Here is a 26,301-nt window from a genome sequence, read left to right as displayed (position 1 = left end):
GCTACTTCGAGATTCTAAAAAGGCCGGGCTACCCCAGTGGTAGTCCGGCCTTTTTCGTTGCGCTGCTCCCTCTCCCCTTCGGGGAGAGGGCCGGGGTGAGGGGCTGTTGTAGAGGGTAACGCTCGCGGCGCCCCTCACCCAACCCTCTCCCCGGAGGGGAGAGGGCTTAAGAAGCGGCCTTCGCCAAACCCTTCGACAACTGCAGCGCGCCGTGCAGACGCGCCTTCGGATCGCCCCACGCCCGCTGCAGCACCAGCTTGCTGTCCGGGCGCAATCGCGCGACGCCGTTCAGCCGCTCGACATACGCCAGCAGCTTGTCGATGTTCGGCGGCTTGTCGTCGTGGAACGAGACCAGCACGCCCTTCGGCCCGACGTCGATCTTCGATACGCACGCGCGTTTCGCGTTCAGCTTGATCTCGATGACCTTGATCAAATTCTCGGTCGCATCCGGCAGCGGCCCGAAGCGGTCGATCATCTCGGCCGCGAACGCCTCGATCTCCTGCCCCTCGTCGAGATCGTTGAGGCGGCGATACAGCCCCATCCGCAGATCGAGATCGGGCACGTAATCCTCGGGAATAAGGATCGGCGCATCGACCGTGATCTGCGGCGAGAAATCGCGCGGCCGCGACGAGGTCATGCCGCCGGCCTTGGCGTCCATGATCGCCTCCTCCAGCATCGCCTGGTAGAGTTCGAAGCCGACCTCCTTGATATGCCCGGTCTGCTCGTCGCCGAGCATGTTGCCAGCGCCGCGGATATCGAGATCGTGGCTTGCCAGTTGGAAGCCAGCCCCCAGCGAATCCAGATCGGACAGCACCTTGAGGCGCTTCTCGGCCGTCACCGTCATCTGTCGCTCAGGCGGGGTCACCAGATACGCGTAGGCGCGGGTCTTCGACCGGCCGACGCGCCCGCGCAACTGATACAGCTGGGCTAGGCCGAAGCGGTCGGCGCGGTGGACGATCATCGTGTTGGCGGAGGCGATGTCGATCCCGCTCTCGATGATCGTGGTTGAGACGAGCACCTCGAACTTCTTGTCGTAGAACGCCGACATGCGCTCCTCGACCTCGGTCGGCGACATCTGGCCGTGCGCGACGACGAAGCGGATCTCGGGCACCTGTTCGCGCAGGAAGTCCTCGATCTCGGGCAGGTCCGCGACCCGCGGCGTGACGACGAAGCTCTGCCCGCCGCGATAATGCTCGCGCAGCAACGCCTCGCGCAGCACGACCGGATCGAACGGCATTATGTACGTCCGCACGGCGAGGCGATCGACCGGCGGGGTCTGGATCACCGACAGCTCGCGGATGCCCGACATCGCCATCTGCAGCGTCCGCGGGATCGGCGTCGCGGTCAGCGTCAGCATGTGGACGTCCGCCCGCAGCGCCTTCAGCCGCTCCTTGTGCGTCACGCCGAACCGCTGCTCCTCGTCGACCACCACCAGCCCGAGCCGCTTGAAGTCGATGTTCTTCGCCAGCAGCGCATGCGTGCCGATGACGACGTCGATCGTGCCGTTCGCCAGCCCTTCCTTGGTCGCCTTCGCCTCGCTCGCGGTGACGAGTCGCGACAGGCGGCCCATGTTCATCGGGAAGCCTTCGAAGCGGGCGACGAAGTTGTTGTAGTGCTGGCGCGCGAGCAATGTCGTCGGGCAGACGATCGCGACCTGCTTGCCGCCCATCGCCGCGACGAAGGCGGCGCGCAACGCGACCTCGGTCTTGCCGAAGCCGACGTCGCCAACCACCAGCCGGTCCATCGGTTTGCCCGCGGACAGATCGCCGAGAACGTCCTCGATCGCGCGGTCCTGGTCCTCGGTTTCCTCGTACGGGAAGCGGTCGACGAAGCTCGGGTAGCCGCTCGCATCGGGTTCGAGCACGTCGCCCGGATGCAGCGCGCGTTCGGCGGCGGTCGCGATGAGTTCGCCGGCGATCTCGCGGATCCGCTCCTTCATCTTCGACTTGCGGCGCTGCCAGCCTTCGCCGCCGAGACGGTCGAGCGTCGCGCCTTCCTCGGACGAGCCGTAGCGCGAGAGGACGTCGATGTTCTCGACCGGCACGTAGAGCTTGTCGCCGCCGGCATAGCTGAGCGCGACGCAATCATGCGGGCTCTGGCCGACCGGGATCGAGGTCAGGCCCTCGTAGCGGCCGATCCCGTGCTCGGTGTGGACGACCAGATCGCCCGGCGTCAGCGTCGCGAGTTCGGCGAGGAATGCGTCGGCAGATTTCTTGCGCTTCTTGCGGTGGACCAGGCGGTCGCCGAGCATGTCCTGCTCGGTGAGGACGGCGATCCCCGGCGCAGTGAAGCCGTGATCGAGCGGCAGGACGATCAGCGCGACGCCGAAGCTGCGCGCGGTGTCGGCGACGCCTAGCGCCTCCTGCCAAGTCTCCGCGTGCTTGCCCCCCTTCAAGCCGTGGTCGGCGAGCAGGGTGCCCAGGCGTTCGCGCGCACCGATCGAGTAGCTGGCGAGGATCGGTTTCCGCCCCTGCTTGCGCAGTTTCTCGACGTGATCCGCGACGGCTTCGTAGATGTTCGTTTGTGCCGCGCGCTCGGGGCCGAAATCACGCGGGCCGTCGACGTCGAAGTCCAGCACGGTATCGCTCGGCGGCTCGTGGAACGGCGAGGTGATGTGTGCGGCGAACGCCTCGACCCCGCCGGACCATTCCTGCGCATCGAGATAGAGTGCTTTGGCGGTGAGCGGGCGATAGCTGCCGGGTTGGGCTGCCTCGGCGCGTTTGCGGTTCTCGTAATAGTCGGCGATCGATTCGAGCCGGCTCTCCACCGCCGCGGCGACGCCGTTGTCGCGCACCACGACGTCGTCGGCGCCGAGATGGTCGAACAGCGTCGCCATCTTCTCTTCGAACAGCGGCAGCCAGTGCTCCATGCCCGCGATGCGGCGGCCTTCGGAGATCGCCTGGTACATCGGATCGCCGGTCGCGGTCGCGCCGAACGCGTCGCGGTAGCGGGTCCGGAAGCGTTTGATCGAGTCCTCGTCGAGCAATGCTTCGGACGCCGGCAGCAGGACGAAGCCGTCGATCCGCCCGGTGGTACGCTGGTCCGCCGCGTCGAACGTGCGGACGCTCTCGATCTCGTCGCCGAAGAAATCGAGGCGCAGCGCGTGGTCTTCGCCCGACGGGTAGAGATCGACGATCCCGCCGCGCACGGCGTATTCGCCCTGGTCGTGGACGGTGTCGGTGCGGACATAGCCGTTCGCCTGGAGCAGCATGGCGAGCTTGTCGCGGCCGGTCCGTTCGCCGGGTGCGAGACGCGCGACGAGCTGGCGGATGCGGAACGGCGTGAGGACGCGCTGCGTCGCGGCGTTGGCGGTCGTCAGCAGGAGCTGCGGCCCCTTGGGCTTGCCTTGCAGGCGTTGCAGTGCGGCGACACGCTCGGCCATGATGCGGAGCGTCGGCGAGGCGCGGTCGTAGGGGAGGCAGTCCCAGGCCGGGAAGCTCAGCACTTCGAGATCGGGTGCGAAATACGCCGCGGTCGACGCGACCGCGCGCATCGCCGCATCGTCCGGCGCGATGAACACTGCGCGCGTCTTCGCGGCCCGCGCGAGGTCGGCAAGTAGCGACGGCTGGAAGCCGGACGGCACGCCGGAGAGCGTCAGCGGTGAGGTCGCGGAGAGGATCGTCTTGAGGTCTGGCATTCGAACTCCCCCCTCCCTGGAAGGGAGGGGCTGGGGGTGGGTTGGTATGAGGCGCGTGTCACGACCGCCAAGCGGCCGACCCACACCCGACCCCTCCCTTCCAGGGAGGGGCGCAGAAGATTACTTCACGACCGTCACGTAATTGATGTCGCGCATCGCCTGCATCATCGGCCCGTCCCACTCGGGCGGGCACACGATCGAGCCGATCGCCCAGCCCATGATGTCGACGTCCTGTTCCTCCAAGAGCGCCTCGAACCAGTCGAGCTGTTCGGGAGTCCACGTCCGGCCGTAGGTCGCGAAGAAGCCGCCGATCATCATATCGGCTTCGCGCGTGCCGCGGTGCGAGCTGCGAAAGCCCAGGCGCTTGAGGCGGGTCTCGTGGTCCATTTCGAACTCCAAACACGAAGAGCCGGCGACCCGCTGGCGGCGGGCGTCGGCTAGGCTATAGAGGTCAGATAGTCATGCGACCCGAAATCCTCAATCCGCTGTTCGCCGAAACCCTCGTCCTCAAGGGGGTGGGGCCCGCGCTCGCCAAGCCGCTCGACCGGCTCGGGCTCGCGCGCGTCGTCGATGTCGCCTTCCATTTGCCGACCGGCTACGTCGATCGTCTGCCACGCACCGAGCTGATGTCGAGCGATGCCGGGCGGATCATCACGATCACGCTGACCCCGCGCGACTACAAGATCAGCGCGGGCCGCGGTCCGACGCGGGTGCAGGCGACCGACGAGCTCGGCAATTACGTCAGCCTGGTCTTCTTCGGCGGGAGTTCCGGGTGGGCGAAGAAGCTGCTGCCGATCGGTGAGGCCAAGCGGATCTCGGGCCGGCTCGACGAATACGGCCAGGAATTGCAGATCGTGCACCCCGACATTGTCGAGCCGGACGAGGAGCTGCGCGAGCGCGAGCCGATCTATCCGCTATCGGAAGGCCTCACGTCGCGGCGGCTGGCGGCGTTGACCACGCAGGCGGTGTCGCGCGCGCCGGACCTGCCCGAGTGGATCGAGCCGGGCCTGAAGGCGAAACGCGAATGGCCGGGCTGGCACGAATCGCTGGAGCGCATCCACGCCGACCCATCGGATGCGAAGGCGCGGGAGCGGCTGGCCTATGACGAGGTGTTCGCAAACCAATTGGCGATGACGATCGTCCGCGCGGATACCCGCAAGCGCCGGGGGCGGGCGTTGCAGGGCGACGGTCGGCTGCGCGACCTGCTGAAGCTGCCCTACACGCTGACCGGCGCGCAATCGCGAACGGTCGGCGAGATCGAGGGCGACCTCGCGCAGACCGCGCCGATGCTGCGGCTGCTGCAGGGCGATGTCGGTTCAGGCAAGACGCTGGTGGCGGCGATGGCGATGCTAATCGCGGTCGAGGCGGGTGCGCAGGCGGCGATGCTCGCGCCGACCGAAATTCTCGCCCGCCAGCATTACGAGACGCTGCGAAAGACGCTCGCCGGGCTACCGATCGAGATCGGCGTGCTCACCGGTCGCGACAAGGGCCGCGTGCGCGAGGCGACGCTGATGGCGCTGGCGAGCGGCGAGCTCGACATCCTCGTCGGCACGCACGCGATCTTCCAGGACGCGGTCGGCTACAAGGACCTTGGGCTCGTGGTGGTCGACGAACAGCACCGCTTCGGCGTCGCGCAACGCATGACGTTGCAGGCGAAGGGTGTCGCCCCGCCGCACCTGCTCGCGATGACCGCGACGCCGATCCCGCGAACGCTGACGCTCGCGCAATACGGCGAGATGGACGTCAGCCGGCTCGACGAAATGCCGCCGGGCCGCCAGCCGATCGAGACGCGGGTTATCTCCGAGGATCGCCTCGATGACGTGGTCAACGCGCTCGGCCGACACCTCGCGGACGGCGGGCAGGCGTATTGGGTGTGCCCGCTGGTCGAGGAGAGCGAGAAGAGCGACCTTGCCGCCGCCGAGATGCGTGCCGAAACGCTGCGTGCCCGCTTCGGTGACAAGGTCGCGCTCGTCCACGGCCGGATGAAACCCGCGGAGAAAGACGCCGTGATGGCCGAGTTCTCCGCCGCCCGCACGTCCGTCCTCGTCGCGACGACGGTGATCGAGGTCGGCGTCGATGTCCCCAACGCGACGCTGATCGTGATCGAGCACGCCGATCGTTTCGGCCTCGCTCAGCTGCACCAGCTCCGCGGGCGGGTAGGCCGTGGCACCGGGCGATCGATCTGCCTGCTGATGCGCGGATCTTCGCTGAGCGAAACATCCCGCGCGCGCCTCGCCTTGATGCGCGAGACCAACGACGGCTTCCGCATCGCCGAGGAGGACCTCCGCCTCCGCGGCGCGGGCGAGCTGCTCGGCACGAAGCAGTCCGGCGAAATGGCGTTCCGGCTGGCGACACCGGACATGATGGCCGACCTGCTGCAATGCGCGCACGACGACGCGCGCCTGCTGATCGACCGCGACGGCGGTTTGGAGGGGCCGAGGGGGCAGGCGGCTCGCACCGCGCTCTATTTGTTCGACCGGGACGCTGGGGTTGCGTTGCTTCGCTCCGGCTGATCCGTCAGCTGTTGCGGGTCATCACCATGAGCATCGTGTAATAGTCGGCGAGCGGGATCGTCCGTTCGAGCTCGCAGCCGACCCGACCGCCGAGCGACCATCGTACCACCGCGTCGACATAGCCGAGAACGGGCAGGCGGATCCGCAGGCGGCTGCCGGCCGCCGGATCGCCGTCGCACCGTGCCATCAGGCCGTTGGCGGACATGTTGACCAGCACCAGCTTGATCGTGCGATCGTCGCCGTCGAGCGCATGCGTGCGGTGCATCACTTCGTCGCGGGGCTCGCCGCGCGCATCGCGAACGGCCATTGCGTAGCGTGGCATCGATCGCTCCCCTGGAATAACCATCCCGCCGGTGTACGGCGCGCGGCGTGAACCCGATACGAACGGTGATACTTAACGCGGCGTTCTTCGAAACGAGAATGCCTCTATTATGAGGGGGTTAGCATCCCATGTCGTTTCTTGCCGAGGCTGAGCCGTACGGGCGACGCGACGTCGATGCTGGTGGTCGGCTCGCGGACGGCCTCGCCATCGACACGCACCGCGCCCTCGGCGATCTTCCGTCGCGCCTCGCCGTTGGAGGCAACGAAGCCCAGTCCCACCAGCGCCTCGACGACACCGATCGAGCCACCGGAAACGGCGTAGCTCGGCAGCGAGCCGCCCGACGCGCCTTCCTCGAACGTCTTCCGCGCAGTCTCGGCGGCCTGTTCGGCGGCATCCCGACCACGGCACATTGCGGTCGCTTCGTTGGCAAGCACGATCTTGGCGGCGTTGATCTCCGCGCCCTCGAGCGCTTCGAGACGCGCGATCTCGTCGAGCGGGAGGTCGGTGAACAGCTTCAGGAAGCGGCCGACGTCGCGGTCGTCGGTGTTGCGCCAGAACTGCCAGTAATCGAAGTGCGGCAACTGGTCCTCGTGCAGCCAGACAGCACCCGACATCGTCTTGCCCATCTTGCCGCCGTCCGCGGTCGTGATCAGCGGGGTGGTGACGCCGTAGACCTCGGTCGAGTCCATCCGACGCGCGAGTTCGATGCCGTTGACGATGTTGCCCCACTGGTCCGAGCCGCCCATCTGCAACCGGCATTCGGCGCGGCGCGACAGTTCGAGGAAGTCGTACGCCTGGAGGATCATGTAGTTGAATTCGAGGAAGCTCAGCGACTGTTCGCGGTCGAGGCGGAGCTTGACCGAATCGAACGCGAGCATCCGGTTGACCGAGAAATGCTGGCCGACATCGCGCAGGAACGGGATGTATTCGAGCGCGTCGAGCCACTCGGCATTGTCGAGCATCACGGCGTCGGTGGGGCCGTCACCGAAGGTCAGGAAGCGTTCGAAGATTCGCCGGATCGAGGCGACGTTGGCCTTGATTCCGTCTTCGCCGAGCAGCTTGCGCGCTTCGTCCTTGAAGCTGGGGTCGCCGATCTTGCCGGTGCCGCCACCCATCAGGACGATCGGCTTGTGCCCGGTCTGCTGGAGCCGGCGGAGCAGCATGATCTGGACGAGGCTGCCGACGTGGAGCGACGGCGCGGTCGGATCGAAGCCGATATAGCCGGGCACGACTTGCTTGCCGGCGAGCGCATCGAGCGCGGCCGCGTCGGTCATCTGGTGGACATAGCCGCGCGAGGTCAGCGTGGTGAGCAGGTCGGACTGGTAGGTCATGGTGCGTCTCGTTCCCCTTCCGCTTGCGGGAGGGGTTAGGTGAGGGGCTTCCTCGCCCCCATGCCCTCCCCCGCCCCCTCCCGCAAGCGGGAGGGGAGATTCACGTTCGAGGCAATTGCGACGTTGGATCCACCGGAGTCCGCCCCTTGCGAAGCTCGAAGTGCAGTTCGGGGCGATCCGCAAACCCAGTGTCGCCCGACAGCGCGATCGTCTGGCCTCGCTTCACGCTCTGGCCACGCTGCACGAGCAGCTTCGACGCGTGGCCATAGACGCTCGTCCAGCCGCCGCCGTGCTTGATGATGACTAGCCCGCCCAGCGCAGCGATGCCGTCGCCGACATAGGCGACGACGCCGTCCGCCGCTGCATGGATCGGGGTCGAGACCGGTACGGCGATCTTGATGCCGTCGTTACGTTCGCCGCTGGCGCCGTGGCCGAAGCGTTTCACGACCTTGCCGTCTACCGGCCAGAGGAACCCGCCGCTCGCAAGACGCGCCGGCGCGGTGACGACGGCGTTGGAGGGTAGCACGCGCCGCGGCGTCGCGATCGGTCTTGCCGGCGCCTGGTTGCTGGCGAGTGCGGGTTCGCCACCGGTCAGGATGTCGTCAATGTCGAGCGTGAACGCCTGCGCCCGCTCGGAGGCGCTGGCGGTGCCGCCGCCGGTGTCGCCGGGGATCTGGATCCGCTGGTCGGCGCGCAGCACATAGGGCTCGACGAGCGCGTTGGCGGCTACGATGCGCGACCATTCGACACCGTACGCGCGAGCGATCGCGATCCCGGTCTCGCCGCGGCGGACCTGGTGATAGCGGCCGCCGGGGATCTGCAACCGTTGGCCGGCTTGGATCGAATAGGGCGATTCGAGGTCGTTCGCGCGCGCGATCGCTTCGAGGCTCGCACCGCTGCGATCGACCACGCGGCTCAACGTATCGCCGGGCCGGACGACATAGGTCGTGTCGTGGATCGTCTTCGCATCGGCGCTGACGGGGCGTGCCTCCCAGGCGGGGCGCGGGGCGGGGAGGGTGGTGACCTCACCGGTGTCTTGTCCGGAAACGTCCTGCGGCGGCGTATCCTCGCGCGGCGAATCATCACGGGGACGCGGCGGATCGTCGCGGCGGGGCGGCGGATCACGGTACGGACGCTGTGGCGGGTTACCGTAGCCGGCGGGGCGATCGACGTGCGGAATGCACGCGGTCAGCGCGAGCGTCGCCAGTGGAACCAGGACGCCCGCACGCCGCATCAACGATAGGCCTGCGTCAGCGTATCCAGCGACTCAAAATGCGTGAGGTCGAGGTGCAGCGGCGTGACCGAGACGTACCCCGCCGCCGTCGCTTCCAGATCGGTCGCGTGCGCCGGCGTCTCGACGGTCCGGCCAAGCGCGAACCAGTGATATTCGTAGCCGCGTGGATCAGTGTTGCTGACGATCTGCAACCGGCCATAATCACGGAAACCCTGGCCGACGACGCGAACGCCCTTCACCGCATCGGCGGGGACAGCGGGAAAGTTGATGTTGACCAGCGTGCGCGGGGCCAGTGGTGCGTCGACCAGCGGCCGCAACACGCGCTCACCCCAAGCCGCGGCAGCCTCGAACGGCACGCTGTCCCCCATGCCCTCACGGCTGTAGATCTGGCTAAGCGCGATCGACCGGATGCCGCCCAGCGCGCCCTCCATCGCCGCCGAGACGGTGCCGGAATAGGTGACGTCCTCGGCGAGGTTCGCGCCCCGGTTTACGCCGGACAGGATCAAGTCCGGCGGGCAATCCTTCATGATCTTTGCGAGCGCCATCATCACGGCATCGGTCGGCGTGCCCGCGACGGCATACCGCTTCTCGCCATGCTTCCGCACCCGGATCGGCCGCGACAGCGTGAGCGAATGCCCGGCGCCCGATTGTTCCTCGGCGGGTGCGACGATCCAGACGTCGTCGGACAAGGTCCGGGCGATCGTCTCCAGCACCTTGAGACCGGGCGCGTGATAGCCATCGTCGTTGGTCAGCAGGATCCGCATCAGCGCTTCGGCTCCAGGACGGTCAGCCCGCCAAGATATGGCTGGAGCACGGCGGGAACCGCGACCGACCCGTCCTCCTGCTGATAATTCTCCAGCACCGCGACCAGCGTCCGCCCGACTGCGAGCGCCGAGCCGTTGAGCGTGTGGACGAACCGCGTGCCCTTCTCGCCCTCGGGCCGATACCGCGCGTTCATCCGGCGCGCCTGGAAGTCGGCGCAGGTCGAGACGCTGCTGATCTCGCGGTAGCGCGCCTGGCCCGGCAGCCAGACTTCGAGATCGTAGGTGCGTGCCGCGGTGAAACCCATATCGCCGGTGCATAGGAGCATCCGCCTGAACGGTAGCTGCAACGCGTCGAGCACGCCCTCCGCGCACGCGGTCATGCGCTCGTGCTCGGCCTCGGACATGTCGGGGGTGACGATCGAGACCATCTCGACCTTGTCGAATTGATGCTGGCGGATGTAGCCGCGCGTATCGCGACCCGCGGCGCCTGCCTCGGAACGGAAGCACGGCGTCAGCGCGGTGAAGCGCAGCGGCAGTTCGGCTTCGCTCAGGATCTGCTCGCGAACGATGTTGGTGAGGCTCACCTCGGCAGTCGGGATCAGCCAGCGACCATCGGTTGTCCGGAACAAGTCCTCGGAGAACTTGGGCAGTTGGCCGGTGCCGAATACTGCTTCGTCGCGGACAAGAAGCGGCGGCGAGACCTGCTCGAAGCCTGCTTCGGCGACGTGATCGAGCATGAACTGGCCGAGCGCGCGTTGCAGCTTGGCGGCCGGCCCGCGGACCAACGTGAAGCGCGCGCCTGACATCGCCGCGCCGGTCTCGAAGTCGAGGCCGATCGCAGGACCAATCGCGTCGTGCTCGCGCGCCGTGAACGCGAAGGTCGTCGGGGTTCCACGGGTGTGGACGAGCGCGTTGTCGTCCTCGCCGCCGCCCTCGGGCACGTCGGCGGCGGGAAGGTTCGGAATCGCCGCCAGCATGGACTGGAGTTCGCCACCGAGCCGTGCCTCGTCGGCTTCGAGTGCCGGCAGCGCCTCCTTCAGGCTCGCGACTTCAGCCATCAAAGCCTGCGCCTTGGCCTCGTCCTTCTGTGCCTTGGCCTGGCCGATCGCCTTCGACAGTTCGTTGCGGCGGGTCTGCGCGGTCTGCGAGTCCGCGATCGTCGCGCGGCGCTGCTCGTCGAGCGTCACCAGCGAGGCGGACTGCGGTGCGACACCCCGCTTGGCGAGGGCGGCGTCGAAGGCGGCGGGATCGTCGCGGATCAGGCGTATGTCGTGCATGGTCGGGCTATGCCGACCGGCGGGGGCGTACGCAAGGCAGCGCAACCTCCCCGGCACGCGGCGCGTTCACCCCGCATACGCATAGCGAAAAGGAGAGACACGCATGCATCTTCCCCACAACTCCGTCGTGCTCGTCGCGGACGGCCGGAAAATGCTGTTCCTGCGCAACGAGGGGGACGCCGAGTTCCCCAATCTCGTCGTCGAAAAGGCGCAGGAGCAGGACAATCCGGCGACGCGCGACCAGGCGACCGACTCAGCAGGCCGCGCCTCGTCGCCACAGGGTGGCGTGCAGAGCTCGGTGGAACCGACCGATTTCCACCAGATCGAGGAAGATCGCTTCGCGGCCGACGCGGCCGACTTCCTGAAGACCGGTGCGCTGAAGAACAAGTATGACTCGCTGATCGTGATCGCGCCGCCGAAGACGCTCGGCGAACTGCGCAAGCACTACCACAAGGAAGTCACCAGCCGCCTCAAGGGCGAACTCGACAAGGACCTGACCGGGCACCCGATCAAGGACATCGAGAAGGCCCTCATGAACGCCTGATCGCAGATCAAGAGAAAGGCCCCGTCGGAGGATCTCCGGCGGGGCCTTTTCTATGCGAAGTTCCAGAGGTTAAGCTGCAACCGCTTTCGTTTTGGCGAAACGCTTGCGCGCGACGAGCGCGGCGGCTGCCGCACCGAACAGCAGCACCATCGGCGGAGCGGGAACGGGTGCCGGCGGACCGCCGCTCGATCCCGTGCTGCCACTCGAACTCGCGCTGCTCGCGCTCGATGCGCTGCTGGCACTGCTCGCGCTCGAACCACTCGATCCGCTTGAGGACGAGCCACTGCTGCCCGACGATGCGGAACTGCCGGACGATCCGTTCGAGCTCCAGCCACCGGTCGAGTTCCAGCCGCCGCTCGATCCCCAACCCTTGCTGCTCGATCCATACCCGGACGAACTGCCGCTGCTGGCCGAGGACGCGGAGGAGGCGGACGATGCCGACGATGCGCTGCTGGTCGAGGACGACACGTCGCCGCTTGATCCACCCGATGCCGACGATACGTTGCCGCTCGAGCCACCCGATGCGGACGATACGTTGCCGCTCGAGCCACCCGACGCGGACGATACGTTGCCGCTGGATCCACCGGTCGACGAGGTGCTGGAAATGGTCGCGCCACCCGTGCTGGTCGAAGACCCGCCGCTCGATGTCGAAGACGCGCCGCTTGAGGTCGAAGACCCGCCGCTGCTGGTCGACGATCCGCCGGTCGAGGTCGATCCGCCGCTCGACGTCGAGGAGATGACGATGCTCCCGCTCGATCCGCCGCTGCCACCGAAGCCGCCGCCAAAGCCACCACCGAACCCGCCGCCAAATCCGCCGGGCGTACCGAAAAATCCGCCGCTGCCGCCGACGACGACCGGGGCAGGGCCTGCGCCGCCGCCACCGATATAGCCATCGCCAACCGGAACCGGGACAGGGGCCGCGTTCGCGACCGTCACCACCGTTGGCGCGCACGTCTGGCGAGTCGTGGTGACGACGCGCCGGACGCGCGGCCGAGTCACGGCGGCGATCTGTGGTCGCGCGACTCGTTTGACGAGGACTCGCTTAGTATTGGCGGTTCGCTGTGGGCGCTCGGCGATATGCACCGCACCGCCGCCGATCAAAGCGCCACCGCACGCGCACGCGCACAATTTCGCCAGGGCCATCCTCACCGACATATCGTCACTCTTTCGTTGCCGGCACCCTCGTGTTGCCGGATCCCCGTACGCAGTATTCGGAACTGCTATCCGACTAACTGCAAAACAAAGCGTTAAGCGCAAGTAGCTTAACCACATCCGAGATGGTTAAACGAGGATTTACTCATCACGAGGAAGGCAGGCCATCGTTAACGTGCCGTGGTGGGACAGAGTCCGCACCGCGTGCCTTGCACCAAGATGCGTAAGGTCGAACTGCGGTCGTAAAATTGATACCGCCGCGGCCGCAATAAAATGTCGGCGAGTAGGTGGAATGCGCAAGTCCTGTCGCTTGTGGTCCCCCGCCCGTGAGACTATAGGCGCTTTCACCATTTGGGGGCGGTCCCTGGAAATCAGCGAGGCTGATGCGACGGGGCCAGAGGGAGAGTGGTATGGCGACCGTAATGAATCGTGTGGACGATACCGGGAATTCCAGTCGAGATGCCGCCAACGACAGCGGTGAGGATGGCTATCGTCCAGACGCGGACGAGCCGTTCATGAGCTTGAAGCAGCAGGCGTATTTCCGCCGCAAGCTTCAGGCATGGAAGGAATCGATCCTGCGGGAGTCGCAGGAAACGCTTTCGCAGTTGCAGGTCGATTCGCTACGTGAGGCGGATCTCACCGATCGTGCATCGAGCGAAACCGACTGGTCGATCGAACTGCGCACGCGCGACCGTCAACGCAAACTCGTCTCCAAGATCGAAGCCGCAATCCGGCGGATCGACGAAGGCGAATATGGCTATTGCGAAGTTACCGGCGAGCCTATCAGCCTTGCGCGGCTTGAGGCACGACCGATCGCGACGATGACGGTCGAGGCGCAGGAGCGGCACGAGCGTAACGAGAAGGTGTCGCGCGAGGATTAATCGCGCCCACCGACGGGGAAGAGAAAGCTGTGTTCGATCATGGTAAAATAGGTCGCGGCATGAGCACCGACACCGAGTTGCCCGGCGGCAATGAGAACCGGCGACAGCGCGAGCGGGACAGCTTGCTGCTGGTCGCGCGGGTGCGGATCGGCGACGAGACGATCGCGCGCGAGGCGAGGGTTCGTAATCTATCCGAGACAGGTTTGATGGCCGAGCTTGCCAAGGTCGTCGAGGTCGGGACGCCGGTCACGGTAACGTTACGCGGGATCGGTGAGGTCGCGGGCACAGTCGCGTGGTGCACCGAGGGGCGGATGGGCATATCGCTTAACGCGCCGATCGACCCGCTGCATGTGCGCAAGCCATCGGGTGCGGCCAAACCCGTATCGTCATCCTATACGGTCAAGGCGTCAGACAGCGCGTACGCCTTGCGCAATCCGAAGACACTGTAACTCCGGCAAGTAGCTCCCCGGATCTAGCCGGGGAGCGGTATCGACGACCGTTATACGCTGACGATCTCTTCCTTCAGTCGCAGCTTCTGCTTCTTCAGGCTCGCCAAAAGGTTCGCGTCGGGTAGCGGACGGTGGGTTTCGTCGGCGATCCGCTGCTCCAGCACGGCATGCTTGGTTTCCAGGGCTGTCTGATGAGTCGTCTGCACGGTGGGTTGCCTCCTGCATTCGGGTTGGGGAACTGAGTAAACCACTCCGTCATCGAAATGTCTTCATCGGAAACGGACCAAATCGATTGGTCGAACGATTTGGCGCGACGGACCGATCGTGCGCGGTGGAGGCGCGCCTCGTCATGAAGTACGTTTTCGACCCCGGTCCGCTTTGCAGGGACGGTTTCACACTCGCGCACTGCGCTGCGTTTGCTAAGGGCAGCGCACACGACGGCAGCCATCGGGGGGCGAGTGGACGACGCGCAGACCAGAGTTCGACTTGATTCATTGCGGATCGAGCATCGCGATCTCGACGACGCGATCGCCGCCCTTGCGTTGGCGTCGACGCCCGACCAGTTGCAGATGGCGCGGCTCAAGAAGCGCAAATTACGGCTTCGAGACGAAATTGCCTCGCTCGAAGACCTGCTCATCCCAGATATTATCGCGTGATTGCAACGTCCTAAGCTGGAACGCGCACGTACTGGCGCATTTTGGGACAAGTGATGGTTAGCGCGTCGTTAACCTCTCTGGATGACGTTTGGTCAGTGTGCCATTTGTCCAATCGATGACCCACGCCGGCTATGAATCGCGGATGCAGCGCCGCCTGATCGACGCTTTGTATAGCGAAGCGATGCTGCTGGCCGACGAGGCGCGGGCCTATTTCGACGAAGCCGGCCGGGTCGAACGCGAGGCGCTCGATCCGCTGATCCGGGTCAGCTTCAGTTGCGAATCGCTCAAGGTGACGACGCGGTTGATGCACGTCATTGCGTGGCTGCTGACGCAACGCGCGGTTCAAGCTGGGGAGTTGCGCCCGCGGGATGCGCTCGATCCCTCGCGACGGCTAGGCGATGCGCCGATTACCGATGCGGCGTTGCTTGCGATGCTGCCGACGCGCGCGCGCGACATGATCGGGGCGAGCACCGATCTGCATCGGCGCGTGGCCCTGATGGATGAGGCGCAGGATATGCCGGCGGTGATCGCGAGCCCGGTTCGGTCGATGCAAAAGCGGATCGCCAACGCGTTCTAAGGCGCTGAGTTTTGTCTCGGCGGCAGGGCGGCCCGACGGGCGGTGCGCGCTTACATCATCACGGAGAGTTTGGTTCGGGGAGGGGGCAAACTCACCCCGTAAAATCGGCAATGGTCGGGGCGATAGGATTCGAACCTACGACCCCTGGACCCCGAGACCAGTGCGCTACCAGACTGCGCCACGCCCCGACAACATTGCCGGTGAGCGCCCTAGCCGCGACATCCCGAACGTTCAAGACAATTATGGAGTGTGTCCACGATCTATCGCACACGCGGTGTCGCTGCTAGGAGCGCGCCATGACTCCGCTCGACCGCATCCGCAATTTTTCCATCATCGCCCATATCGACCATGGCAAGTCGACGCTTGCCGACCGGCTGATCCAGGAAACTGGTGGCCTGACCGCGCGCGAGATGTCCGAGCAGGTGCTCGACAACATGGACATCGAGAAGGAGCGCGGGATCACGATCAAGGCGCAGACCGTGCGTCTCGCGTACAAAGCCAAGGACGGTCTCGATTACGTCCTCAACCTGATGGACACGCCGGGCCACGTCGACTTCGCCTACGAGGTCAGCCGCAGCCTGGCCGCGTGCGAAGGCGCGCTGCTGGTGGTCGATGCCGCGCAGGGCGTCGAGGCGCAGACGCTCGCCAACGTCTACCAGTCGATCGAGCACGACCACGAGATCGTGCCGGTCATCAACAAGATCGACCTGCCCGCCGCCGAACCGGAGAAGGTGCGCAAGGAGATCGAGGACGTGATCGGCATCGACGCGTCCGGCGCGGTGCTCGCGTCGGCGAAGTCCGGGATCGGCATCGTCGAGATTCTTGAGGCGATCGTCACCAAGATCCCGCCGCCCAGCGGCGACCCGGAGGCGCCGCTGAAGGCGATGCTCGTCGACAGCTGGTACGACCCGTATCTCGGCGTCGTCATCCTGGTGCGCGTGATCGACGGCGTCCTGAAAAAGGGCCAGCAGATCAAGTTCATGCAGACCGGGACGATGCATCTGGTCGACCGGGTCGGCTGTTTCCGCCCGAAGATCGAGCAACTGACCGAGCTCGGCACCGGCGAGATGGGCTTCATCACCGCGCAGATCAAAGAGGTCGCGCAAACCCGCGTCGGCGACACGATCACCGATGCGAAGCGTCCTGCGCTGGAGGCCCTCGCGGGCTTCAAGGAAGTCCAACCGGTCGTGTTCTGCGGGATGTTCCCGGTCGATGCCGCCGAGTTCGAGAAGCTGCGCGAGAGCATCTCGAAGCTGCGGTTGAACGATGCAAGCTTCTCGTTCGAGATGGAGACGTCGGCGGCATTGGGCTTCGGCTTCCGCTGCGGGTTCCTCGGGCTGCTGCATCTGGAGATCATCCAGGAGCGGCTGACGCGCGAATATGATCTGGACCTGATCACCACCGCGCCTTCCGTCGTATACGAGATCGAGCTGACCCACCCCGATCCGTCCGGCACGACGCATATCGAGCTGCACAACCCCGCCGACATGCCCGAGCCCAACAAGATCGCGACGATCAGCGAACCGTGGATCGAGGCGACGATCTACGTCCCCGACGAGTATCTCGGCAGCGTCCTGAAGCTGTGCCAGGACCGTCGCGGTATCCAGAAGAACCTCACTTATGTGGGCGGTCGCGCGCAGGCGACCTACGAACTGCCGCTGAACGAAGTGGTGTTCGATTTCTACGATCGGTTGAAGTCGATGTCGAAGGGCTATGCCAGCTTCGATTACCACCAGATCGGCTACCGCGAGGGCGACCTCGTCAAGATGGGCATCCTGGTCAACGAGGAGCCGGTCGACGCGCTCAGCATGATCGTCCACCGCGGCACCGCCGAAGTGCGCGGCCGTGGCATGGTCGAGCGCTTGAAGGAGCTGATCCCGCGCCATCTGTTCAAGATCCCGATCCAGGCGGCGATCGGCGGCAAGGTGATCGCGCGCGAGACGATCAGTGCGATGCGCAAGGACGTGACCGCCAAATGCTATGGCGGCGACGCGAGCCGCAAGAAGAAGCTTCTGGAAAAGCAGAAGAAGGGCAAGCTGAAGATGCGCGAATACGGTTCGGTCAGCATCCCGCAGGAGGCGTTCATTGCGGCGCTGCGGATGGGCGACGACGCCTGAGGCCAAGCTCTGCTTGGACGAAGATTAAGCGTCTAGCCGGACGGCGACCGGCCGAGCTTATCCTCGGTCGTGTCGTCCGACGACGTGGCTTTGCCGCGGCGCGACCACGTTGCAATCCGTCGTGGCAAGCCTAAGCTTGTCTAATGGCGCAAGTCTCACTCAAACCCCTTGAGTCCGAGTCGCCGATCTCCGCGGAAGCCTATGATCGCTGGCTGCGCGAAAAGGTCGCGCGATCTTTGGCGGACCCTCGTCCATCTATCGCCCACGAAGATGCCATTGCTGCCATGAGATTGGTTGTGTCGTCCATCGATCGGTCAGGCGGAGATCGCTGAAACTTATTTGGCGCCCCGAGGCGGTCGAGGATGCCACCACTATTCTAGAGTATATCGCCGATCGGAATCTGAGCGCTGCGTCACGCCTATCGACATTGATCGAGGCATGCGCTGATCGTCTTGCCGATCACCCGTTCATGTATCGGCCGGGCAGGGCTGACGGTACGCGCGAAGCTGTCGTGCATCCCAATTATCTTTTGATCTACCGTATTGTCTCGGACACGATCGAGGTGATCAACGTCGTACATGCGCGTCGAGATTACCCGTAATCTCCGTAACCAACTGTCATCATACCAACACATTCCCGGCCTAACCGCCCGGTCGGGGAGTGAGCGTCGCGAGGCGTCGTCGGGCCGTCCGGGGAGGGCGGTCGATGGCGCGTAGAGACATTGCGTATTGGGATGTGCGGCCGGTCGTCAGGGACGCCGCCGCACTATTGGGGAATATCATCTTGAAGATTTCGGTCGTTAAGTCGGCGTTGATGCTCGGCGTCGCGTTTGGTTCGATTGTGGGTGGATCGGCTGCGTTCGCACAGGTCGCGCCGGTCCAGGATCAGGCCCAGACTCAGGCTGGGCAGTCTGCTCCCGAGGAAGGCTTGGACGACATTGTCGTCACCGCGGAGCGCCGTTCGGAAAACCTCCAGAAGGTGCCGCTCTCGGTCGGCGTCGCGTCGGGCGATGCATTGCGCGCCTATACCGCAGGCGGGGACGATACGCTGCTCGCACTGTCGGGTCGCGTCCCCGGGCTGTACGTCGAATCGACGACCGGCCGCATCTTCCCGCGGTTCTACATCCGCGGCCTCGGCAACATCGATTTCTACCTCGGCGCATCGCAGCCGGTCACGATCATCCAGGACGACGTGATCCTCGAGCATGTCGTGCTGAAGTCGAACCCGGTGTTCGACGTCCGCCAGGTTGAAGTCCTGCGCGGTCCGCAAGGGTCGCTGTTCGGGCGCAACACCACCGCCGGCATCATCAAGTTCGACACGAACAAGCCGACCAACGATTTCGAGAGCCGCGCGTCGGCCTCGGTCGGCTCGTACAACAGCGTCAGCCTCGACGCCGGCGTGGGCGGTCCGCTGATCAAGGACGTTCTGTCGATCCGCCTCTCGACGCTGATCCAGCACCGCGAGAACTATGTCGACAACGTCTTTGCGGGCAGGAGCCTCGACAACACCGCGACGCCGCGCAAGGACGCGATGGGCGGCTTCGACGATCGCAACGTCCGGGTTCAGCTCGCCCTGACGCCGGGCGAGCACTTCACGCTCGACCTGTCGGGCCATGCGCGCTGGTATGACGGCACGTCGACGCTGTTCCACCGCGGCGCGCTCAAGAAAGGATCGAACGACGTGTCGGCCGAGCCGCGCAACGTGGTGTCGTACGACGAAGCGAACGACAACCCGCAGAGCTACAACACCTATGGCGGCTCGGCCCGCGCTGCCTATGACTTCGGTCCGGTCACGCTGACGTCGATCACCGCGTACGAAACCACGTCAGGCTTCAGCCGCGGCGATACCGATGGCGGTGCCGCGGTGAACTACACCGGGCGCCTTCAATACGGCCAGAGCCAGGGGCAGATCCGCGATCTCGATCAATGGTCGCAGGAGGTGCGATTGGCAGGAACGCCGGGTGGCAGGTTCAACTGGCAGATCGGCGGGCTCTATTTCGACAGCCGCGACATTACCGACTTCTACCAGCGTGCGTATTTTCTGAAGGCGACCGACCCGAACGGCGTCGCGCCGAACCCGAACAACTGGGTGCGGTTGCATGACGTGAATACGTCTTGGGCGGGCTTCGGCCAGGTCAGCTATGAACTTATGCCGAATCTGACCGTCACGGCAGGCGGGCGCATTACCGAAGACAAGAAGCGGACCGAACTGCTTAAGGCAGCGGTCGCCACGTATTCGGGCCGTCGCGATGTCACGTTGAAGGCAACAAAGCCGAGCTGGGACGCGAGCATCCTGTATCAGGTGAACCCCGACATCAGCCTGTATTCGCGTGTCGCGCAAGGCTTCCGCGGCCCAACCATTCAGGGCCGTTCGGCGGTGTTCAACGCGGATTTCACGACCGCGAACTCGGAGACGATCCTGTCGTGGGAGACGGGTATCAAGACCCGTTTGCTCGACAACACGCTCACCCTCAACGCGACGGTGTTCGGCTACCGCGTGAAAGATATCCAGCTCAACGGCAACGACGTGAATGGCAACGGGGTCCTGTTCAACGCTGACAAGGCCGAAGCGTACGGTATGGAAGCCGAGGCGAACTGGAAGCCGGTGCCGAACCTGACGCTGGGTGCGGGGTTGAGCCTGTTGCACAGTGCAATCCGCGACAAGCGTGTCTACGCGCAAGTCTGCATTCTGAACGGCATCGTTGTCTGCACGGTCAAGGATCCGACGGTAAAGGTCGGCGCGAACACTTTCGCGCAGATCAACGGCAACCCTTTGCCCAACGCGCCGGAGTATAACGTCGACCTCACTGCGCGCTACGACCAGCCGCTCGGCAATGGCGGTCGTGCTTTCATCGCGGGCGACTTCAACATCCAGGGCTACACGCAGTTCGTGTTGTACAAGACCAAGGAGTTCACCGCGAACGGCAACTTCGAAGGCGGCCTGAAGATCGGCTACGCCGCGCCGGACGATGCGTACGAGTTCGCCGTGTTCGCGCGCAACATCACCGGCGAGAAGAACCTCAAGGGTGTGATCGAGAACTACATGGCGGCGGTGTTCAACGAACCGCGGATCATCGGCGTATCGCTCAGCGGCAAGTTCCGCTGATTTGACTTCCCCCCTCCCGCATACGGGAGGGGGCGGGGGTGGGCTCGCGCTGTTACCGGCGGCAGCGCTCGCTCAAGCCGGGCGCCCATCCCTCGGTCCCCTCCCGCTTGCGGGAGGGGATGCAGTAGTAGCCGCACCGCTACCTAAACTATGCGTGACGCATTTTTCAGCAGCGCTCGCGCCAACGGCATTGTAGCGCAACGTTGCGGCGAGTTGCCGTTTTCCTTCGGCCGGTTGATACTCGCTCCATGTCGCTCAATCCCGTATTCTATGATGCAAGCGGCCGTCGTCGCCGGCGATTCACGTTTGGCGTCGCGGCGTTCATTGCGCTGCTGCTGTTGTCGATCGCGATGTTCGCCGTCTCGATCGGCGCGGTGCCGACCGCGCCGTTGCTGCCGATCGAGCCCGAGCATCCCGCGCTCCACAAGCTGCCCGCGCCGCGCGGCGGCATTCTTCGCGAGACCCGGCGCGACCTCAACTACTACGCCAGGCAACTGTTCGGGACGAGCGCGGCTAAGCCCGGTGTTGGCAACGGCGCCAACCCGCCGCTCGCGATCGCCTTCCACGCGCCGTGGGACGAGGCGAGCACGGCAAGCCTCGCGCGCCACGTCGAACAACTCGACTGGCTGATTCCCGGCTGGGTCTCGATCACGGGCAAGGATCACCACATCACGGTGTTCCGCGACCAGGCCGGGCGCGACATCCTCAACAAGGCGGTGCACCGCCCGATGATCCTGCCGATGGTGCAGAACGCCGTCGACGGGAACTGGGACGGTGCGGGCAGCGCGGCTTTGTTCGCCGACCCGAAGGCGCGCGCGGCCTTCCTGGATAAGCTCGTACCGTTCCTCAGCGCGAACCATGCCGGCGGTGTGTTCTACGATTTCGAGGACCTGCCCGCATCGGCGCAGCCCAACTACCGCGCCTTCCTCGCCGAGACGCGCGCGCGGTTCGCATCCCGCGGTTGGGTCGTCGCGATCGCGGCGCCGGTTGCCAACCCCGACTGGAGCCTGCCCGCCTATGCCAAGGTGACCGACAAGGTCTTCCTGATGGCCTATGACGAGCACGAGACGAGCGGCGCACCCGGCCCGATCGCGTCGCAACGCTGGTTCGCGCGCATGGTCGCCGACGCAGCGCGCGGCATTCCCCCGTCGAAACTGGTCGTGGCGATCGGCTCCTACGCGTATGATTGGCATGCTGGTGCGGACAGCGGCAACGGCGATGCGCTCGACGTCGAGGAGGCATGGCAGGCTGCAGCGGACTCGGGCACCGTCCCGACTTTCGACAAGACCAGTGGCAACAGCAGCTTCGCCTATTCGGAGGGCGGCGTGCAGCACCAGGTCTGGCTGCTCGATGCAGCATCGGCGTACAACCAGATTGCGTTCCTGCAAAAGGCGGGTCTCGGCAGCGTGGCGCTCTGGCGTCTCGGGTCGGAGGATCCCGGGCTCTGGTCGATCTGGGGTCGCGATCATCGGAAACTGCCGATCCCCGATTCGATCGATAACATGCCCGCCGGCACCAATGTCGATATCGAGGGCAGCGGAGAGATCCTCAAGATCGCCGCCGAGCCCGTTACCGGCATCCGCGACGCGGTCCCGGCGAAGGACGGCACGATCGCCGACGTCAACTTCACGCGGATGCCGTCGCCCTATGTCGTGGTGCGAACCGGCTATCGTCCGAAGCAACTGGCGCTGACGTTCGACGACGGGCCCGATCCCGAATGGACGCCGCAGATCCTCGACATCCTCAAGCGCGAGCATGCGCCCGCGACGTTCTTCGTCATCGGCGAGAATGCGCTGACGGAGCGGCCTTTGCTCCAGCGGATGGTCGACGAAGGTCATGAGATCGGCAGCCACACCTATACGCATCCGAACCTCGCCAACGTCTCGCAGCGGCAGGTGAAGTACGAGCTGAACACGACGCAGCGCCTGTTCCAGGCGTTCACGGGGCGGTCGTTGCGGCTGTTCCGCGCCCCCTATTTCGGCGATGCCGAGCCGAGCACTGCGGACGAAATCCTTCCCGCGCTCGAAGCGCAGCAGCGCGGCTATATTTCGGTCGGTCTCCACGTCGATCCCGACGACTGGAAGCGCCCCGGTGTGCAGGCGATCATCGACCGGACCATTGCCGGCGTCGAGGCGGGCAACCCGGAGCGCAGCGGTAACGTCATCCTGCTCCACGACGCCGGCGGCAACCGCGCCGAGACCGTCGCGGCGCTGCCGATCATCATCGAGCGGTTGCGCGCGATGGGCTACAGCTTCGTCCCCGTCTCAACGCTCGCCGGGCTGTCACGCAACCAGTCGATGCCGGTGATCTCGTCGAGCGACCGTGTCGCCGCGGTCGCCGATCTCGCGTTGTTCAGCACGCTCGGCGGCATCGTCGTCGCGCTCCGCTGGATCTTCGGCATCGCGATCACGATCGGCATTTTGCGCGCCCTGGCACTTTCCGCGTTGGCGCTGATCCAGGCACGTCGCGAGTTGAAGACCGTATTTCCGGCGATCGACCCGTCGCGGTTCGTGACGGTCATGATCCCGGCGTTCAACGAGGAGCGCGTGATCGTCCGCGCCGTCGAGGGCGTGCTGGCGTCGGACGACGTCGCGATCGAGGTCATCGTCATAGACGACGGATCGAGCGACGGCACCAGCCGCGTGGTCGCCGAGGCATTCGCCGGCGACGACCGCGTCCGCCTGCTGACGCTGGAGAACGGCGGCAAGGCACGCGCGCTTAACCGCGGGCTCGAACTCGCGCGCGGCGAGATCGTGATTGCGCTCGACGCCGATACGCAGTTCGAACCGATGACGATCGCCCGCCTCGCGCGCTGGTTCGACGATCCCAAGCTTGGTGCGGTCGCGGGTAACGCGAAGGTCGGCAATCGCGTGAACCTGATCACCAAATGGCAGGCGCTCGAATACATCACCGCGCAGAACCTCGAGCGGCGTGCACTCGCGCGGTTGAACGCTATGACCGTCGTGCCGGGGGCGGTCGGCGCATGGCGGCTCGAGGCGATCCGCAGCGTCGGCGGCTATCCCGATGACACGCTCGCCGAGGATCAGGACCTGACGATCGCGATCCAGCGCCACGGCTGGAAGGTGCAATACGACCAGTTCGCGATCGCCTGGACGGAGGCGCCCGAGACTATCCGCGCGCTCGCCAAACAGCGGTTCCGCTGGGCGTTCGGGACGTTGCAGTGCCTCTACAAACACCGCTCCGCGATCGGCCGGTCGCACCCGCGCGGGCTCGGCTGGGTCGGATTGCCGCAGGCGATCGTATTCCAGATCGTGCTCGCGTCGATCTCGCCGATCATCGATCTCGCGCTGCTGGTCAGCTTCGCCTCGACCTATGTCGCGGTGCAGGCGCATGGTTGGGAGCAGACGAGCCACGACGTCTATACGATGCTCGCCTATTGGCTGATCTTCACCGCGATTGATCTGCTTGCCGCGACGATCGCGTTTGCACTTGAGCGCAAGGAACGCTGGCGGCTGCTCTGGCTGCTGATCCCGCAGCGTATCGGCTACCGCCAGGTAATGTACTACGTCGTCCTGAAGGCGATCGCGCAGGCACTGCGGGGGCCACTGGTCGGCTGGGGCAAGCTGGCCCGGACCGGGCGGGTCACAGCGAACTAGCCGCGCAACATATCGCGCGGGCTGGCGTTATGGCCCGGCGCTATATATCGGTACGCGCAGAGTTCGAGAGGTAGGTGGCATGCGGTATCTGACGACAGCGCTGGTGATGGCGGCAAGTCTTGGGGCGACGGGTGCGCATGCACAACGGCGCCCTCCTTTGGTGCTCGCTGCCGCATCGTTGCAGGAGTCGCTGACCGCCGCCGCCGATGCGTGGGCGAAAAAGGGCCATGTGAAGCCGACGATCTCGTTCGCGGCGTCTTCAGCGCTCGCGCGGCAGGTCGAGTCCGGTGCGCCGGCGGATTTGTTCGTGTCGGCGGACGAGGACTGGATGAACGCACTCGCCGCGAAAAACCTGATCGTCGCCAGCACCCGCGTCACGTTCCTCGGCAACCGCCTCGTCGTTGCGGCACCGGCGGGTAGCAAGGTTCGCATCCCCGTTCGCCCGCCCGCTGCGCTCGTTCGCGTACTGACCGCCGGACCATTGGCGATGGCGGATACCGCCGTGCCCGCCGGAAAATACGGCCAGGCATCGCTGGAAAAGCTCGGCGTCTGGGCGCAGGTGTCGCCGAAGGTGGTGCGCGCGGAAAATGTCCGCGCGACGCTGGCACTGGTCGAGCGCGGCGCAGCGCCGCTCGCGATCGTCTACGCGACCGATGCCAAGGCGTCGGCCAAGGTTCGTATCGCCGGTGTCTTCCCTGAGGCAACGCACCCGGCGATCACCTATCCGATCGCGCGGCTGAAGACATCGACGAATCCGGAGGCCGAGGGCTTTCGCCGCTTCCTCGTCTCGCCTGCGGGCAAGGCGATCTTCGTCCGCTACGGGTTCTCTGCGCGCTAGTGCTCGACGCGACCGAATGGGGGATCGTCGCGCTGTCGTTGAAGGTCGGCGGCGTCGCGATGGCGGTGACCTTGCCGATCGCGTTCGCGCTTGCGTGGCTACTCGCGCGCGTCCGTTTTCCGGGGAAAGTCGTCGTCGATGCGGCGATCCATCTGCCATTGGTGGTGCCGCCGGTCGTCACCGGTTGGCTGTTGCTGCTCGCGTTCGGACCCAATGGCCCGATCGGCGCTTGGCTGCAGGAGTGGTTCGGCGTGACGGTCCTGTTCCGCTGGACCGGCGCGGCGATCGCGGCGGGCGTCATGGCGCTGCCATTGATGGTGCGTGCGATGCGGATCTCGATCGAAGCGGTCGACAGGCGGCTCGAGAATGCGGCGCGAACGCTAGGTGCGGGGCCGTGGCGCGTGTTCTGGACGCTGACCTTGCCGCTAAGCATACCGGGCGTACTTGCTGGCGCGGTACTCGGCTTTGCGCGATCGATCGGCGAATTCGGCGCGACGATCACCTTCGTCTCCAACGTGCCCGGCGAGACGCAGACCTTGCCCTTGGCGATCTATTCCGCGCTCCAGCAACCCGGCGCCGATGCACTCGTGTGGCGATTATCCTGCGTATCCGTAGGCTTGTCGTTGATCGCTCTGATTGCGTCGGAACTGTTGACGCGCCGGGCGGGGCGGGGTCTCCATGTCCTTTGAGATCGATATCGAGAAACGCCTCGGCGATACGCAGGTGTCGTTGACGCTGGAGGCAGGCGAGGGGGCGACGGTACTGTTCGGCCCGTCTGGCGCCGGCAAATCCAGCGTTCTCAACATGGTTGCCGGGCTACTCCGCCCCGACCGCGGCCGGATCGTGGTCGATGGCGAAACGCTGTTCGGCGACGGCTTGGACGTACCACCCGAGCGCAGGAGAGCGGGGTATGTCTTTCAGGAAGCGCGATTATTCCCGCATAAGCGCGTGCGCGCGAACCTGCTGTACGGCGTCCGCAGCGAAGCGGAGCGGTTCGAGGACATCATAGGTTTTCTCGGCATCGATCATCTGCTCGATCGCTGGCCGCGCACGCTCTCCGGCGGCGAAGCTCAGCGAGTGGCGATTGGCCGGGCGCTGCTCAGCCAACCGCGCTTCCTGTTGCTCGACGAGCCGCTGTCGTCGCTCGATCGTGCGCGCCGCGAAGAGATCATGCTGGCGATCGAGCATATACGCGACGTGCTCAAGCTTCCGATCCTGATGGTGACGCACGACCCTGAAGAGGCCGAGAGGATCGGAAACCGGGTCGTGCGGATGTAGTTTCGCGGA

Annotated in this window: 23 protein-coding genes and 1 tRNA gene; 15 read left to right on the top strand and 9 right to left on the bottom strand. The window is 65.5% G+C overall.

Annotation, left to right across the window (positions count from 1 at the left end):
• Positions 1 to 166: 166 nt before the first annotated feature.
• Together mfd and C8J25_RS17610 are read right to left on the bottom strand one after the other, a co-directional pair.
• Positions 167 to 3,637 (bottom strand): transcription-repair coupling factor, encoded by a 3,471-nt coding sequence (mfd, locus tag C8J25_RS17615; protein ID WP_107955664.1) that lies wholly within the window; start codon positions 3,635 to 3,637, stop codon positions 167 to 169.
• A gap of 120 nt (positions 3,638 to 3,757) precedes the next feature.
• Positions 3,758 to 4,024, bottom strand: a complete 267-nt coding sequence (locus C8J25_RS17610; protein ID WP_107955663.1) for an FAD assembly factor SdhE — start codon at positions 4,022 to 4,024, stop codon at positions 3,758 to 3,760.
• Positions 4,025 to 4,098: 74 nt separating this feature from the next.
• Here C8J25_RS17610 and recG point away from each other — a divergent pair, with 74 nt between their 5' ends.
• Entirely contained in the window at positions 4,099 to 6,150 is a 2,052-nt protein-coding gene (gene recG, locus C8J25_RS17605; protein WP_107955662.1) for an ATP-dependent DNA helicase RecG, read from the top strand.
• 4 nt (positions 6,151 to 6,154) lie between these two features.
• On the opposite strand, the gene C8J25_RS17600 is transcribed toward recG, so the two are convergent.
• The 5 genes from C8J25_RS17600 to serS form a co-directional block, all read right to left on the bottom strand.
• Positions 6,155 to 6,472: a PilZ domain-containing protein gene (locus C8J25_RS17600; protein WP_107955661.1), complete on the bottom strand. Its 318-nt coding sequence runs from the start codon at positions 6,470 to 6,472 to the stop codon at positions 6,155 to 6,157.
• Between the two features lie 107 nt (positions 6,473 to 6,579).
• Positions 6,580 to 7,803 (bottom strand): tyrosine--tRNA ligase, encoded by a 1,224-nt coding sequence (gene tyrS / locus C8J25_RS17595; protein WP_107955660.1) that lies wholly within the window; start codon positions 7,801 to 7,803, stop codon positions 6,580 to 6,582.
• Positions 7,804 to 7,903: 100 nt separating this feature from the next.
• Positions 7,904 to 9,037, bottom strand: coding sequence for a M23 family metallopeptidase (locus C8J25_RS17590; protein ID WP_107955659.1), 1,134 nt, complete (start codon positions 9,035 to 9,037; stop codon positions 7,904 to 7,906).
• Positions 9,037 to 9,801 (bottom strand): 5'/3'-nucleotidase SurE, encoded by a 765-nt coding sequence (gene surE, locus C8J25_RS17585; protein WP_107955658.1) that lies wholly within the window; start codon positions 9,799 to 9,801, stop codon positions 9,037 to 9,039. The genes C8J25_RS17590 and surE overlap by 1 nt, the downstream gene beginning before the upstream one ends.
• Positions 9,801 to 11,078, bottom strand: coding sequence for a serine--tRNA ligase (gene serS / locus C8J25_RS17580; RefSeq protein ID WP_107955657.1), 1,278 nt, complete (start codon positions 11,076 to 11,078; stop codon positions 9,801 to 9,803). The genes surE and serS overlap by 1 nt, the downstream gene beginning before the upstream one ends.
• A gap of 103 nt (positions 11,079 to 11,181) precedes the next feature.
• On the opposite strand from serS, the gene C8J25_RS17575 reads away from it, so the two are divergent.
• The 4 genes from C8J25_RS17575 to C8J25_RS17560 all read left to right on the top strand — a co-directional run bounded on the left by C8J25_RS17575 (position 11,182) and on the right by C8J25_RS17560 (position 14,104).
• Entirely contained in the window at positions 11,182 to 11,622 is a 441-nt protein-coding gene (locus tag C8J25_RS17575) for a host attachment family protein (protein ID WP_056482080.1), read from the top strand.
• Positions 11,623 to 11,725: 103 nt separating this feature from the next.
• Complete coding sequence (locus C8J25_RS20950) at positions 11,726 to 12,511, top strand: hypothetical protein (protein WP_208622628.1); 786 nt, start codon at positions 11,726 to 11,728, stop codon at positions 12,509 to 12,511.
• 673 nt (positions 12,512 to 13,184) lie between these two features.
• The gene (gene dksA / locus C8J25_RS17565; RefSeq protein WP_107955656.1) at positions 13,185 to 13,655 is read left to right on the top strand and encodes an RNA polymerase-binding protein DksA; all 471 of its coding nucleotides are present in this window, start codon (positions 13,185 to 13,187) and stop codon (positions 13,653 to 13,655) included.
• A 59-nt stretch (positions 13,656 to 13,714) separates the two neighbouring features.
• Entirely contained in the window at positions 13,715 to 14,104 is a 390-nt protein-coding gene (locus C8J25_RS17560; protein WP_107955655.1) for a PilZ domain-containing protein, read from the top strand.
• Between the two features lie 50 nt (positions 14,105 to 14,154).
• Here C8J25_RS17560 and C8J25_RS17555 read toward each other — a convergent pair whose 3' ends face one another.
• A complete protein-coding gene (locus C8J25_RS17555) occupies positions 14,155 to 14,310 on the bottom strand; it encodes a YdcH family protein (RefSeq protein WP_082441033.1) in 156 nt (51 codons plus the stop codon).
• A 252-nt stretch (positions 14,311 to 14,562) separates the two neighbouring features.
• Between C8J25_RS17555 and C8J25_RS17550 the strand changes: the two genes are divergently transcribed.
• Both C8J25_RS17550 and C8J25_RS17545 read left to right on the top strand, forming a co-directional pair.
• Positions 14,563 to 14,760 carry a DUF465 domain-containing protein gene (locus C8J25_RS17550; protein WP_056058507.1) on the top strand — a complete coding sequence of 66 codons (198 nt, stop codon included), beginning with the start codon at positions 14,563 to 14,565 and terminating at the stop codon, positions 14,758 to 14,760.
• A 115-nt stretch (positions 14,761 to 14,875) separates the two neighbouring features.
• Positions 14,876 to 15,337 carry a DUF1465 family protein gene (locus tag C8J25_RS17545; RefSeq protein WP_244187186.1) on the top strand — a complete coding sequence of 154 codons (462 nt, stop codon included), beginning with the start codon at positions 14,876 to 14,878 and terminating at the stop codon, positions 15,335 to 15,337.
• A 111-nt stretch (positions 15,338 to 15,448) separates the two neighbouring features.
• Here C8J25_RS17545 and C8J25_RS17540 read toward each other — a convergent pair.
• A tRNA-Pro gene (locus tag C8J25_RS17540) sits at positions 15,449 to 15,525 on the bottom strand.
• Between the two features lie 108 nt (positions 15,526 to 15,633).
• On the opposite strand from C8J25_RS17540, the gene lepA reads away from it, so the two are divergent.
• The 8 genes from lepA to C8J25_RS17500 all read left to right on the top strand — a co-directional run bounded on the left by lepA (position 15,634) and on the right by C8J25_RS17500 (position 26,292).
• On the top strand, positions 15,634 to 17,454 hold the full coding sequence (lepA, locus tag C8J25_RS17535; protein ID WP_107955654.1) for a translation elongation factor 4: 1,821 nt from the start codon (positions 15,634 to 15,636) through the stop codon (positions 17,452 to 17,454).
• 143 nt (positions 17,455 to 17,597) lie between these two features.
• Positions 17,598 to 17,786 (top strand): type II toxin-antitoxin system RelB family antitoxin, encoded by a 189-nt coding sequence (gene relB, locus C8J25_RS21345; RefSeq protein WP_107955653.1) that lies wholly within the window; start codon positions 17,598 to 17,600, stop codon positions 17,784 to 17,786.
• Positions 17,708 to 18,055, top strand: a complete 348-nt coding sequence (locus C8J25_RS17525; protein ID WP_341871544.1) for a type II toxin-antitoxin system RelE/ParE family toxin — start codon at positions 17,708 to 17,710, stop codon at positions 18,053 to 18,055. Before relB ends, C8J25_RS17525 begins: the two co-directional genes overlap by 79 nt.
• A 212-nt stretch (positions 18,056 to 18,267) precedes the next feature.
• A complete protein-coding gene (locus C8J25_RS17520; protein ID WP_107955687.1) occupies positions 18,268 to 20,559 on the top strand; it encodes a TonB-dependent receptor in 2,292 nt (763 codons plus the stop codon).
• Between the two features lie 248 nt (positions 20,560 to 20,807).
• Positions 20,808 to 24,176, top strand: coding sequence for a polysaccharide deacetylase family protein (locus tag C8J25_RS17515; protein WP_107955651.1), 3,369 nt, complete (start codon positions 20,808 to 20,810; stop codon positions 24,174 to 24,176).
• A gap of 79 nt (positions 24,177 to 24,255) precedes the next feature.
• A complete protein-coding gene (gene modA, locus C8J25_RS17510) occupies positions 24,256 to 25,014 on the top strand; it encodes a molybdate ABC transporter substrate-binding protein (RefSeq protein WP_107955650.1) in 759 nt (252 codons plus the stop codon).
• Positions 25,014 to 25,703, top strand: a complete 690-nt coding sequence (gene modB, locus C8J25_RS17505; RefSeq protein WP_107955649.1) for a molybdate ABC transporter permease subunit — start codon at positions 25,014 to 25,016, stop codon at positions 25,701 to 25,703. The genes modA and modB overlap by 1 nt, the downstream gene beginning before the upstream one ends.
• Positions 25,693 to 26,292 carry an ATP-binding cassette domain-containing protein gene (locus C8J25_RS17500; protein WP_107955648.1) on the top strand — a complete coding sequence of 200 codons (600 nt, stop codon included), beginning with the start codon at positions 25,693 to 25,695 and terminating at the stop codon, positions 26,290 to 26,292. The genes modB and C8J25_RS17500 overlap by 11 nt, the downstream gene beginning before the upstream one ends.
• The last annotated feature ends 9 nt before the right edge of the window (positions 26,293 to 26,301 follow it).

The organism is Sphingomonas faeni (assembly GCF_003053745.1).
GTDB classification, from domain to species: domain Bacteria; phylum Pseudomonadota; class Alphaproteobacteria; order Sphingomonadales; family Sphingomonadaceae; genus Sphingomonas; species Sphingomonas faeni.
The sequence above is the reverse complement of the archived record's forward strand: the minus strand, read 5'-3'. Positions and strand labels throughout refer to the sequence as shown.